At 75.0% G+C, this 12,627-nt stretch carries 11 protein-coding genes; 4 read left to right on the top strand and 7 right to left on the bottom strand.

The window, feature by feature from the left end:
- From ABWI07_RS43285 to ABWI07_RS43270, 4 genes are all read right to left on the bottom strand, one after another.
- Window positions 1-116 (bottom strand): FGGY family carbohydrate kinase (locus ABWI07_RS43285; RefSeq protein ID WP_353822118.1); only part of this gene is annotated, 116 nt, incomplete at its 3' end.
- 34 nt (window positions 117-150) lie between these two features.
- A complete protein-coding gene (locus ABWI07_RS43280) occupies window positions 151-993 on the bottom strand; it encodes an MIP/aquaporin family protein (RefSeq protein ID WP_235036689.1) in 843 nt (280 codons plus the stop codon).
- A gap of 83 nt (window positions 994-1,076) precedes the next feature.
- Complete coding sequence (locus ABWI07_RS43275; RefSeq protein WP_353822117.1) at window positions 1,077-2,753, bottom strand: thiamine pyrophosphate-binding protein; 1,677 nt, start codon at window positions 2,751-2,753, stop codon at window positions 1,077-1,079.
- Window positions 2,750-3,523 (bottom strand): cyclase family protein, encoded by a 774-nt coding sequence (locus tag ABWI07_RS43270; protein ID WP_353822116.1) that lies wholly within the window; start codon window positions 3,521-3,523, stop codon window positions 2,750-2,752. Before ABWI07_RS43270 ends, ABWI07_RS43275 begins: the two co-directional genes overlap by 4 nt.
- A 219-nt stretch (window positions 3,524-3,742) precedes the next feature.
- Here ABWI07_RS43270 and ABWI07_RS43265 point away from each other — a divergent pair, with 219 nt between their 5' ends.
- Both ABWI07_RS43265 and ABWI07_RS43260 read left to right on the top strand, forming a co-directional pair.
- The gene (locus tag ABWI07_RS43265) at window positions 3,743-4,891 is read left to right on the top strand and encodes a serine hydrolase domain-containing protein (protein ID WP_353822115.1); all 1,149 of its coding nucleotides are present in this window, start codon (window positions 3,743-3,745) and stop codon (window positions 4,889-4,891) included.
- A gap of 84 nt (window positions 4,892-4,975) precedes the next feature.
- The gene (locus ABWI07_RS43260) at window positions 4,976-5,821 is read left to right on the top strand and encodes a siderophore-interacting protein (protein ID WP_353822114.1); all 846 of its coding nucleotides are present in this window, start codon (window positions 4,976-4,978) and stop codon (window positions 5,819-5,821) included.
- 13 nt (window positions 5,822-5,834) lie between these two features.
- Here ABWI07_RS43260 and ABWI07_RS43255 read toward each other — a convergent pair whose 3' ends face one another.
- Together ABWI07_RS43255 and ABWI07_RS43250 are read right to left on the bottom strand one after the other, a co-directional pair.
- Window positions 5,835-7,199: an ABC1 kinase family protein gene (locus ABWI07_RS43255; protein ID WP_353822113.1), complete on the bottom strand. Its 1,365-nt coding sequence runs from the start codon at window positions 7,197-7,199 to the stop codon at window positions 5,835-5,837.
- Between the two features lie 83 nt (window positions 7,200-7,282).
- Window positions 7,283-7,933, bottom strand: a complete 651-nt coding sequence (locus tag ABWI07_RS43250; protein WP_160160875.1) for a TetR/AcrR family transcriptional regulator — start codon at window positions 7,931-7,933, stop codon at window positions 7,283-7,285.
- A 91-nt stretch (window positions 7,934-8,024) separates the two neighbouring features.
- Between ABWI07_RS43250 and ABWI07_RS43245 the strand changes: the two genes are divergently transcribed.
- Window positions 8,025-8,858, top strand: coding sequence for a cyanophycinase (locus ABWI07_RS43245; protein WP_149258611.1), 834 nt, complete (start codon window positions 8,025-8,027; stop codon window positions 8,856-8,858).
- Between the two features lie 2 nt (window positions 8,859-8,860).
- Entirely contained in the window at window positions 8,861-11,500 is a 2,640-nt protein-coding gene (gene cphA, locus ABWI07_RS43240) for a cyanophycin synthetase (RefSeq protein ID WP_353822112.1), read from the top strand.
- Here the strand turns inward: cphA and ABWI07_RS43235 are convergent.
- Window positions 11,497-12,321 (bottom strand): phosphatase PAP2 family protein, encoded by an 825-nt coding sequence (locus ABWI07_RS43235; RefSeq protein ID WP_353822111.1) that lies wholly within the window; start codon window positions 12,319-12,321, stop codon window positions 11,497-11,499. The genes cphA and ABWI07_RS43235 overlap by 4 nt on opposite strands.
- Between the last annotated feature and the right edge of the window lie 306 nt (window positions 12,322-12,627).

Genomic DNA, 12,627 nt, shown 5'->3' with positions numbered 1-12,627 from the left:
GGCAGGATCTGCTCGTGTTCGAGCTGGTGGCGGGCGATCTCGTTGCCGCCGTGGTCGAAGATCATGAATCGGGTGCTGGTCGTGCCCTGGTCGAGCGCTCCGACGAAGTCGGCCATGGACTCTTCCTTTCCGCCCGCGCGAACGGGCACCTCAGGTGACGTCGTACTCCGGCTTCGGCTCGGTGGGCAGGCCGCCCTCCTCCTCCGGGAGGTTGCGCCCGACGAGCAGGAGGAACAGGCCGGCGCCGAGCACGCCTCCGATCAGCGGCGCGGCGATGGGAACCCAGAAGTACAGCCCGCCGTACTGGTCCCGCCAGGCGGTGTCGTAGCCGGTCAGGTACTGGGCGAGCCGGGGCCCGAAGTCGCGGGCCGGGTTGATCGCGTAGCCGGCGTCGGAGCCGAACGCCATCCCGATCGCCACCACCACGAGGCCGATGATCAGCGGTGCCAGGTTGGACAGCGGCGGCGCGTTGCGCGGGTCGGTGAGGGCGAGGACGAGGAACAGCAGGATGGCCGTGCCGATCACCTGGTCGCGGAACGCACCCCAGGTGCCGACCGGGAGCGAGCCGTTGCCCGGCAGGGTGGAGAACACGAACTGGGTCTTGAAGGTGTGGCCGGGGTCGAACTTCGCGAGGATCTCGCTGTAGTCCCACCGGACGATCAGCGCGGCCACGAAGGCGCCGAGCGTCTGCGCGAAGCAGAACGGCAGGACCTTGCGCCAGGGGAACCCCTGGAACACCGCGAGCGCGACGGTGACGGCGGGGTTGAGGTGGCCACCGCTGATCCGGGCCGCGACGTACACGCCGAGCGTGACGCCGAAGCCCCAGGCCCAGGCGATGCTGTTGTGGTCGCCGAGGCTCTGCGGCTCGCCGAGCCCGCTCGCCGCGACGACCTGGGCGACGACGCCCACGCCGAACAGGATCAGGATCAGCGTGCCGGCGAACTCCGCCGACATCTCCCTGACGATCTCGGGGAGTCTCGGCCCTCGCGTCATTTCTCCTCCTCGGGCGTGTGGGCGGGCCGCAGCGGGCCGTGATCGTGATCGTTCCCAAGGAGGGCGTCCCTACACAGAGTGATCTAATGACCGCGGAACGCGTCCTCCAGCCACCACGAGGGGCACCGGCGGGTGGTCTTGGCGTCCACCACCATCGGCCGGTCGCGCGGCCCCGCCAGCCAGTCGGCCACCGCCGCGAGGTCGGCGCGGGTCCGGACCGTCGCCGCCGCGCAGCCGAACCCGCGCCCGATCGCGGCCAGGTCGGCCGGCGGGAACGTGACGGTGCCGAGCGGATGCCCGCCCGGGCCGAAGTGGTGCACCTCGGCCCCGTAGGCCTCGTCGTCGTAGACGAGCACGAGCAGCCCGAGCCCGAGCCGGACGGCGGTCTCCAGTTCCGCGACCGACATCAGCGCGCCGCCGTCGCCGAGCGCGGCGACGGTGAGCCGGTCCGGGCGGGCCGCGGCGGCGCCGATGGCGGTGGCCAGACCGAGCCCGACCGACTGGAAGGCCTGCGTGAACACGAGGCCGTCGTCATCGGGGACGTCCAGGAACATCGCCGGGTAGCCCATGAAGTTGCCGGAGTCGACGGCGACCGTGCGCTCGCGGGGCAGCATCCCGTCCAGGGCGATCGTCAGCGTGCGCGGGTCGATGCGGGGGCCGCCCTCGCCGTCGTCGGGCTGCTCGTCGTAGGGGACGTCCTGCCAGCGGCCCTCGCGGGCGAGCCGCTCCGCGACCTCGGGCGTGCGGTACCCGGCGGCCCGGTGCCCGCGCGCGTCGAGCTCGGCGGAGACGGCCCGCGCGGTCTCCGCGGCGTCGCCGATCAGGCCGAGGTCGACCGGTCGGTGCGCGCCGAGCGCGTGCGCCTCCACGTCGACCTGCACGACCACGGCGTCCCGGCCGATGAGGGCGCCGTGCCGCGTCGTCCACCCGGTGAGCGAGCAGCCCCAGGCGACGACCAGGTCCGCGCCGCGGATCAGCTCGGCCGCGGCGGGCGTGGCGAACCCGCCGCTGACGTCCAGGGCGAAGGGGTCGCCGGCGAACAGGCCGCGCGCCACCGCCGACGTGGCGGGCAGCGCCCCGCAGCGTTCGGCGAGTCCGGCGAGGGCGTCGCGGGCGCCCGACAGGCGCGCGCCGCGGCCCGCGACGAACACCGGCCGCTCCGCCGCCTGGAGCGCGTCGGCGAGGCCGCCGACCGCGGCGGGCGGCGGCACCGGCAGCGCCGGCACCCGCCCCGGCCGGCCCCGCGCGGGCGTCCGCGCCGCCGCCTCCGGCAGGTCGGCGGCCTGCACGTCCAGCGGCAGCCCGAGCAGCACGGTGCGGCGCTCGGCGACCGCCGTCCGGCAGGCGCGCGCCACATCGGCCAGGGCGGTCTGCGGCGAGTGGATCCGCTCGGGGACGGCGCCCACCGCGGCGGCGATCGCCGCCTGGTCGACACGGAAGTTGGAGCGGACCGCCGCGGCGGCCACCTCGCCCGCGACCACCACCAGCGGCGTGCGGCTCTTGGCGGCCTCCGCCAGGCCGGTGACCGCGTTGGTGAGGCCGGGCCCCTGGTGGACGGTCGCGATCCCGAGGCCGCGGCCCACCCGCGCGTACGCGTCGGCCATCGTCACGGCGCCGGCCTCGTGGCGGGCCGCGACGAACCGGGCGCCGTTGGCCACGAGGGCGTTCGTCACGTGGAAGTTGCCGCTGCCGACGACCCCGAAGACGGTGCCGGCGCCGAACCGCGCGAGGGCCTGCCCGACGGCCTCGGCGACGTTCATCGCTCGATCAGCGCGAGCACGCGGGCGGGGCTGCCCGAGCCGCCGACGATCGGCAGCGGGGAGGCGAGCAGCACGGCGCCGCGGGCCGGCAGCCGGTCGAGGCCGCGCAGCTGGGTGAGCCCGTACTTGCCCGCGCCGAGGAAGTAGGAGTGGCACGGGAACGGCGGGTCGAAGCCGTGGGCGGCGCCCGCGTCGGTGCCCACGGTCTCCACGCCGAGCCCGAGCAGGGGCGTCTCCTCGGCGAGCCACCGGGCGCACTCGGCCGAGATCCCCGGCGTGTGCGGGCCGCTCTCGTCGGCGTTGAGGAAGGCGTCCTGGTCGCCGGCGCGGGCGTCCCAGCCCGTCCGGTAGAGGAGCCAGCCGCCGTCCGGGAGCGGGCCGTGCTCGCCCTCCCAGTCGCGGACGTGGTCGATCTCCAGCAGGAAGTCGGGGTCGGCGGCGGCGCGCTCGGACGCGTCCAGCACCACGGCGGGGGCGACGAGCCGGGCGGGCGGGACCTGCGAGACGTCCTCCCCGTCGCGGCCGGTGGCCCAGTGCACCGGGGCGTCGAAATGGGTGCCGACGTGCTCGCCGGTCTCGATGTCGTTCCAGTACCAGGCGGGGCCGCGGTCGTCGTACCGGCTGATCTCCCTCAGCCGGAACGGGACGGTGTTGGCGAACGGCTCCGGCAGCCGCAGGATCGGGGTCCGCTCCGACAGCGGGGCGGTCAGGTCGACGATCTCGACGGAGCCGTCGGCGACGGCGGCGAGCAGCTGGGCGAGCACGGACATCGTTCCTCCGGCGGCGCGGGGGCTGGGTGGACGCGCGAATCCGTCGAACGTACCGCAGACGGCCGTGTTCGGAGGGTCACCGGACGCAGGCCGCGGGCCTTTGTGCCGCGACGCCATGTCCGCCGCCGGATTTCGTCGCACCGCACCATGGACGCGGCGGCGCGGGGCGCCCACCATCGGGGCGGAACCCCGGCCGAACCCGCCCCCCACGGAGGTCCGATGCGCCGCAGGCCCTGGACGCTCGCACTCGCCGCAGCCGCCGCCACCGCCGCCCTCGCCGCTCCCCCGGCGCACGCCGCTCCCCCGGCGCACGCCGCTCCCCCGGCGCCCGCGCCGCCGCCCGCGCCGTCCGCCCGCGTCACCGAGGCGGCGCGCGGCTTCGACCCCCTGCTCCCCTCGTCCGACCCCGTCGGCCTGCACGAGGCCCACCGGCCGCTCAAGGTCGCCTACACCTACGAAGGCCGCGAGCACACCCTCGACGACTACCTCGCCCGCACCGGGACGCAGGGATTCGTCGTCCTGGACCGCGACGACGTCGTCTTCGAGCGCTACGTCGCCGCCGACCGCGGCACCCTGTTCCAGTCGTGGTCGATGGCGAAGTCGTTCACCTCGGCGGCGGTCGGCATCGCGCTCGGCGAGGGCCTCATCGACTCGATCGACGACCCGGTCACCCGGTACGTCCCGGAGCTCAAGGGGTCGGGGTACAACGGCGTCTCGCTGCGGGACCTGCTGCGGATGTCGTCGGGCATCCAGTGGACGGAGACCTACGACGTGCCGTTCGTGCACGTCGCCGCGAGCCTCGGGTACCCGCTGACCGAGCTGGCCAAGCAGCGCAAGCGCGGATGGCAGCCCGGGACGAGGTTCGAGTACACGAGCATGAACTCGTTCGTCCTCTCCTGGGTGGTGGCCAAGGCGACCGGCGTCCCGTACCACTCCTATGTCCAGCGGAAGATCTGGGGCCCGGCCGGAATGGCCTCCAAGGCGTACCTGGGCAACGACTCCAACGGCAACAGCATGGGGTACTGCTGCTACTACGCCACCGACCGCGATTTCGCGAGGTTCGGCCTGCTGTACCTGAACGGCGGCAGGGCGAACGGGCGCCAGGTCGTCCCCGCCTCCTGGGTGACGGAGTCGACGCGGCCGTCCGCCCCGTTCAACCAGGGGTACGGCCTGCAGTGGTGGCTCGGCGAGGACGGCGGCTTCTCCGCCAACGGCCTCGGCGGCCAGCTCATCTGGGTCTCGCCCCGGTACGGCGTCGTCATCGTGAAGTCGACGCTGGGGACCGTCCTCGCCGGGGAGGAGACCGACGCCGCCTTCGAGGCGGTCGCCGCCGAGGTCGCGCGGACCCGCCCGGCCCTGGCGGGCTGACCGCCGTCCCGCGCCGGGGAACATTCCAGATGCGCCAGAGGTTAGCGTTCCCTAAGGGTGATCCGGATCATCGAAGGGGACCGTATGGCGACGGAACCGGCACGCAGGGGACGCAGGCTCCACCGGGGGACGGTGCTGCGCACCGAGCGCCTCACACCGCACATGATCCGCGTGGTCCTCGGCGGTGACGGGCTCTCGGAGTTCGGCGCGGGCGAGTTCACCGACCACTACGTGAAGCTGCTGTTCCCCCGGCCGGGCGTCGCCTACCCCGAGCCCTTCGACATGGAGCGGGTCCGCGCCGAGATGCCGCGCGAGCAGTGGCCGAGCACCCGCACCTACACCGTCCGCGCGTGGGACGGGGGGGCGCGCGAGCTGACGATCGACTTCGTCCACCACGGCGACAAGGGCCTCGCCGGCCCGTGGGCGGCGAGCGCCCGGCCGGGCGAGGAGATCTACTTCACCGGACCGGGCGGCGCCTACGCGCCCCGCGCGGACGCCGGCTGGCACCTGCTCGCCGGCGACGAGAGCGCCCTGCCCGCGATCGCCGCCTCGCTGGAGCGCGTCCCGGAGGGCGCCCCCGTCCGCGCGTTCGTCGAGGTCGCCGGACCTGAGGAGGGGCAGGACCTGCGCACGCCCGGCGACGCGGAGATCGTTTGGCTGCACCGGGGCGGCGGCCAGGTCGGCGACCTGCTGGTCGAGGCCGTCCAGAAGCTCGACTTCCCGGACGGCGAGGTGCACGCCTTCGTCCACGGCGAGGCCGACCTCGTCAAGGCCCTCCGCCGCCACCTGCGCGTCGAGCGCGGCATCCCCCTCGACCGGCTGTCGATCTCCGGCTACTGGCGGCGCGGCCGCGACGAGGACGGCTGGCAGTCCGGCAAGCGCGACTGGAACCGGCAGGTGGAGCAGGAGGAGGCCGAGGCGCTCGGCTGACCGCCGCCCGGGCTCAGGCGGTGACCTGGGCCTGGTCGTCCAGATCGGGGTCGGTGTCGGTGTCGGTGTCGAACCCGGGCAGCCAGCGTTCGGCCTCGGCGCGGAAGGCGCCCTCGGCCTCCAGCTGGCAGAGGACGCCGCCGCAGCCGGACAGGGCGCGGCTGACGGCGAGGTACTGCGGCGGGAGGCGGAGCGCGCGGGCGAGCGCGCCGGGCCGCAGGTCGGACGCTAGGCCGAGCCCGCGGGCGGTCTGCTCGCGCAGCCATCCGCGCGAGTAGCGGAAGCGCTCCACGGCGAACGGGGCGGCGTGCGGGGCGACGAGGGCGGCGACCTCCTCGGGGTCGACCTCGGCGTCCCCGACGAGGAAGCCCTCCTCGAACAGCGCGTCCACGATGTCGTCGGGGTCCCCGAGGGTGCCGATGCGCGTGAGGCGCCCGATCGACCACTGGAGCTCGGCCGGGACGCGGGCGGCGCCGCCGAAGTCCATGACGCCGAGGCGGCCGTCGTCCAGCAGCCGGAAGTTGCCCGGGTGCGGGTCGATGTGGATCATCTCGCAGCGGACCGGGCCGGACAGCAGGAACCGGAACAGCAGCAGCCCGGCGCGGTCGCGGCTCTCCTGGTCGCCCTCGGCGATCACCTTGGCGAGCGGGGTGCCGCCCAGCCACTCGGTGACCAGCACGTGGCCCGACTGGGCGACGACGGCGGGGACGACGAAGTCGGGGTCGTCGGCATAGGCCTCGTGGAAGGCGGTCTGGGCACGGGCCTCGTCGACGTAGTCGAGCTCCTTCTCCAGGCGGCGCTTGAGGTCGGCGACGATCGGCTTGACCTCCACGCCGGGGAACAGCGGCGTGACCAGGCGGCTGAGCCGGGAGATCTGGTTGAAGTCGCTCATCAGGGCCTGGGCGGCGCCGGGGTACTGGACCTTGACCGCGACGGTGCGGCCGTCGTGCCAGACGGCCTTGTGGACCTGGCCGATGGACGCGGCGGCGGCCGGGCGGTTGTCGAACTCGGCGAACATCTCCCGCCAGTCCGGCCCGAGGCCCTCGGCGAGGACGCGGTGCGTCGTGGCGGCGGGCATGGGCGGCGCCGCCTCCTGCAGGCGGGTCAGGCTGGCGCGGAACGGGCCGGCGACCTCCTCGGGCAGCCCGGCCTCGAAGATCGACAGCAGCTGCCCGACCTTCATGGCGCCGCCCTTCAGCTCGCCGAGCACGGCGAACAGCTGCTCGGCGGTGCGGCGCTGGACCTCCAGCGCCACGGCCTCGGCGGGGCGGCCGATGGTCCGCTTGCCGAAGCCGAGGGCGGTGCGCCCGGCGAACCCGAGCGGGAGGGTCGCCAGCTTCGCGGTCCGCGTCACCGCGCGGCGGGGGATGTCGCTCACGGCCCCTCTTTCGACGATGCGTCCAATGACTTCAGCCTCTCATGGGGAGCAAGGCCGCGAAACGGCCACACCCCGGCTACTCTTCAGCGTCCCGCCGCGCCCGGTGATTCCCCGCCGCCCGGGCAGGGGCGCAGCAGCAGCTCCACGACCTCCAGGGCCTGCTCGATCTCCGGCCGGTTCCCGCCCAGGTAGTGCGCGTACATGAAGGAGTCGGCGACCCTGACGATCGCCTGGGCGAGCGTGCGGGTCGGCAGCCGGGTGCGCAGCGCGCCGCGGTCGATCTCCGCCTGCAGCTCCGCGGTCAGCAGCTCGGTGGCGCGGTCCTCGATGGTGCCGGGCATGGTGGCCAGCCTGACGAACAGCCGGGGCTCGCGCTCGGTGAACGCCTTCAGCGGCCCGGCGTCCACCACCGCGCGCATGAACCGGTCGAGCAGGGTGAGGATCCGCGCGGCGCCGGCGCCGCCGACGCCGCGCGCGGCGACACGGTAGGTGCGCTCGGTCATCTCTCCGAGCAGGGCGCCGAGGAGCTGCTCCCGGCTGCCGACCCACCGGTAGAGGGTGGCGCGCCCGACGCCCAGCTCGGCGGCGAGCGCCGACATGTCGATCGGCTCGCCCCGCAGGTAGTGGGCGGACGCGGCGGCCAGCGCGGCGGCGCGGCCGCCCTGGTGCGAGGGCGAGCGGGTCGCGCCGGACGCCGGGCGGAAGGCGTCGCCGGCGGGAACGGGGCCGCTCATCGACCCAGCATGGCACAGCCGCCGCGCTGCCCATCCCATGACTTGTCGCGTTCGCGCGACTACAGGCGGTTATCGGGGGTAGCTAGCAGGTGTGAACCACAAACACGGGGGCGCCGGACGCAAGGGCCGGCTGCTGATCATCGGTGGGGCGGAGAACCGGGTCTGCGGCTCCGGCCCGCTGGAGACGTTCGTCGAGCTGGCGGGCGACGAGGACGCGCGGATCGTCGTCATCACCACGGCGACGGAGGTGCCCGAGGAGGTCGCCGACGAGTACACCGCCGTGTTCGGGCGGCTCGGCGTCTCCTCGGTGCGCGAGCTGCGGCTGCTCGGCCGCGCGGCGGCCGACGACGCGGCCACGCTGCGGGCGCTGGAGACCGCGACCGGGGTGCTGTTCAGCGGCGGCGACCAGTCGCGGATCCGCACCCTGGTCGGCTCGAAGACCAACGAGCTGCTCAAACGCCGGCTCGGCCAGGAGGGCCTGGTGATCGCCGGGACGAGCGCCGGCGCCACCGCCATGGGCCCCTGGATGATCCTCGGCGGCCGCGGCCACGAGGTCGCCGCGTCCAGCGTGAAGGTCGGCCCGGGGCTCGGCCTGCTCGACAACGTGCTGATCGACATGCACTTCAACGAGCGGGGGCGGCTGCCGCGGCTGATGAGCGGGATAGCGCTGGACACCCGGCTGCTCGGCGTGGGGATCGACGAGGACACGGCGATCGTGGTGGGCGACGGGCGGTTCGAGGTCGTCGGGACGGGCGTCGTCACGGTCGTGGACGCCGGGCAGGCGACGGTCGCCTACGCCGCCTCCGACGACGAGCCGATGGCCATGCTCGACGTGTCGCTGCACCTGCTGCCGGCCGGATGCGCGTTCCAGATGAACGACAGGCTCCCGGCGATCGGCGACATGCGCGGCCCGGAGGAGGGGTAGCGGTGCGGCTCGACCATGTGCGCCGCCTCGGCGGCCCGAACGTCTACCTGTCCCGGCCGGTCGCGATCGCGCGGCTGGACCTGCAGGGCCTGACCGGCCACGAGACCACCGACCACCCCGGCTTCGCCGGGCGGCTCGTCGACGCGCTGCCCGGCCTGGCCGGGCACCACTGCTCGGCGGGCCGCCCGGGCGGGCTGCTGGAGGCGATGGCGCGCGGCACCTACTTCGGCCACGTCACCGAGCACGTCACGCTGGAGCTGTCCGGGCTGATCGGCCGCGAGGTGTTCTTCGGCCGCACCGTGCGCGCGGGCGGCCCCGCCGAGTACGACGTGATCCTGGAGTGCCCGCGCGACGAGCCGTCCGCGAGCCCGGTGGTGGAGCGCCTGATCACGCTGGCGGTGCGGATCGTCAACGGGGCGCTCGCCGGGCGCGTCCCCGACGCCTCCGCCGACCTGGCCGCCGTCGCCGCCGTCCACGAGCAGGAGCGGCTCGGGGTGAGCACGGCGGCGCTGGCGCGCGCGGCGCGCGAGCGGGGCGTGCCGGTGCGCCGGGTCGGCGGCCTCAACCTGCTGAAGCTCGGGTACGGGCGTTACCGCCGGACGGTGTGGGCGGCGATGACCGACGCCACCTCGGCGATCGGGATGGAGGTCGCGGGCGACAAGCGGCTCGCGCACCGCCTGCTCGCCGACGCCGGCCTGCCCGTGCCGGAGGGCCGGGTCGCGGCGTCCCCGGGCGAGGCGCTGGAGGCGCTGCGCGCCGTCGGCGGCCCGGTGGTCGTCAAGCCGCTGGCGGGGCACCAGGGCGAGGGCGTCCACATCGAGCTGACCACGCCGCCGGAGGTGGTGGCCGCGTTCACCTCGGCGGCCGGGGACGGCGGCGAGGTCCTCGTCGAGAGCTACATCCCCGGCAAGGACTACCGGGTGCTGGTCGTCGGCGGCCGGGTCGCGGCGGCGGCCGAGCTGACCGCCGCGTGCGTGACCGGCGACGGGACGGCCCCGGTGGCGGCGCTGGTGGAGCGGGTCAACGCCGACCCTGCTCGCGGCGAGGGCCACGACCGGCCGCTCACCCGGCTCGTCCTCGGCCCCACCGAGCTGGCGCTGCTGGCGCGGCAGGGGCACGGCCCCGAGTCGGTGCCCGCCGCCGGGGAGCGGGTCTGGCTGCGCCGCAACGCGAACCTGTCCACCGGCGGCACCAGCCGGGACGTCACCGCGGACGTCCACCCGGAGGTCGCCGCGATGTGCGTGCGGGCCGCCGGGGCCGTCGGCATGGACGTGTGCGGCATCGACCTGCGGCTGCCCGACATCGCCTCCCCGCCGCCCGCCGAGCACGGCGCCGCCGGGATCCTGGAGGTCAACGCCGCGCCGGGCCTGCGGATGCACCTGGCGCCGCACGAGGGCGCGGGACGGGACGTCGCGGCCGACATCATCGGCCTGCTGTACCCGGAGGGGACGCCGTCGCGGGTGCCGGTCGTGTCGGTGACCGGCACCAACGGCAAGACCACGACCGTCCGGATGATCGCCCACATGCTGGAGCTGGACGGGCGGCGGACCGGCATGACCAGCACCGAGGGCGTCCACGTGGGCGGGCGCCTCGTCCACCGGTCCGACGCGTCCGGGCCGCGCTCGGCGGAGATGGTGCTCGGCGACCGGTCGGTGGAGGCGGCCGTGCTGGAGACCGCGCGGGGCGGCATCGTGCGGCGCGGCCTCGGCTACGACCGCGCGGACGTCGCGGTCGTCACCAACATCACCCGCGACCATCTCGGCGTGGACGACACCGAGTGCCTGGAGGACCTGGTCGACATCAAGTCGCTGGTCGCCGAGGAGATCCGGCGCGGCGGCCACGTGGTCCTCAACGCCGAGGACGAGGCGTCGGCGGGGCTCGCCGAGCGGCCGGGGGTCCGCGAGCGCGACCCGGTGCTGCGCCTGTTCGCCCTGTCCCCCGACGCCCCCGTCCTCGCGGAGCACCTGCGCGGCGGCGGGGTCGGCTACTGCGTGCGGGACGGGTGGCTGACCGAGGCGCGCGGCGACCGCCGGACCCCGATCCTGCCGGCCGCGGAGGTGGCGTGCTCGTTCGGCGGGCACGCCCGGCACGTGATCGCCAACGCCCTCGCCGCGTCGGCCGCCGCCCGCGCCCTCGGCGTCCCGGTGGAGGTCCTGGCGCGGGCGCTGCGCTCGTTCGACCCGCACACCCGCAACCCCGGCCGGGGCTGCGTGTACCAGGTCGGCGCCAACCCGGTCCTGGTCGACTACGCGCACAACCCGGCGGCGGTCGCGGCGGTGGGCACGTTCGTCGAGCGGCGCTGGGGCGGGTCGGGGGTCGCGGCGGTGACGCTGCCGGGCGACCGCTCCGACGAGCTGGTGGGCGAGACCGCCCGGGCGCTGGCGGGCTCCTTCGACCGCGTCGTCGTCTACGAGGACGAGGACCTGCGGGGGCGCCGCTCGGGCGAGATGACCCGGCTGATCGTCAAGGGGCTGCGGGAGGCCCGCCCGGGCGTGCGCCACCACCCGGCGGGCGACCTGAAGGGAGCGCTGACCTCGGCGCTGGACATGGCGGAGCCGGGCGAGCCCGTCCTGCTGCTGTACGAGAAGCTCCAGCCCGTGGTCGAACTGCTCGAGACGCTGGGCGCCGAGCCCGCCGGCTAGCCCGCCGGCCCGTCCACCGGCCCGTCCATCGGGCCGTCCGCCGGCGGCGGGCGCAGCAGCAGGGCGGTGACCGTCAGCAGCGCCAGCACCACGATGCCGTCCAGCCAGTAGTGGTTGGCGGTGCCGACGACGACCGCGACCGTCGCGGTCGGGTGCAGGAGCCACAGCCATCGCCACCGCGTCCGGGACGTGACGATGAGGCCGAGCGCGATGACGGCCGCCCAGCCGATGTGCAGGGACGGCATCGCCGCGTACTGGTTGGCGATCGTGTCGCTCTGCGGCGCCCCGTACACCGACGGCCCGTACCGGGCGGCGGTGTCGATGAGCCCGGTCGCGGGCAGCATGCGCGGCGGCGCCAGCGGCACGAGCAGGTGCAGGACGAGCGCCGCGGCGGTGAGCGCCACGAGGACCCGGCGCACCCACCGGTAGTGGGCGGGCCGCCGCAGGTAGACCCAGAGCAGGAACAGCACGGCCGCCGGGAAGTGCACGCCGGCGTAGTAGGCGTTGGCCGCGTGCACGAGGGTCTGGCTGTGCAGCAGGCCGTGCTGGACGGCGACCTCGTCGGGCAGGCCGAGGACGCGTTCGAGGCGCAGGACGCGGTGGGCGTTGTCGAACGCCTCGCTCACCCGCCCGTCCGCCAGCAGCCGCCCGAGCTTGTAGGCGGCGAACAGCACGGTGATCAGCAGCAGCTCGCGGACGGGCCGCGGCCGGCCGCCGGGCCGTCTCCCGGCCGAGCCGGCGGGTCCGGGCCTGCGCAGTCGCGATAAAGCGCCGGCCGGCCGGGGCGGCTGGTCGAGGAGGCTCACTGCGCTGTCCTTCACGGGTCTTCCGCGCCGGCGGGGGCCGGGCGGGGGGGCGGGCTCGCGGACGCCGTCCGGCCGGGCGGCGTCGTCGAGCGGATGCCGAAGCCTCTCACCTTCCGCGTCCGCATGGGGAAGTCCCACCGTAGACCGAACTTGCCTGGTTGGCAAAAATTCAGAGGCTGCCAATTTAGGTGACGTGCCTCTCACCGGGCGCCCCGCCCCCGCGCGACTAGGCCGTGTTTAGAAAGTGGTGTTGGCAAGGGCTCGTAGCCAGATGTTGATGGCAGCGAGCTGGATGGTGGCTTCGTAGCGGACGGCGAGCTT

This window comes from Actinomadura sp. NPDC000600 (assembly GCF_040492135.1).
Classification (GTDB): Bacteria; Actinomycetota; Actinomycetes; order Streptosporangiales; family Streptosporangiaceae; genus Spirillospora.
This window is presented reverse-complemented; position numbering and strand designations above follow the sequence as displayed.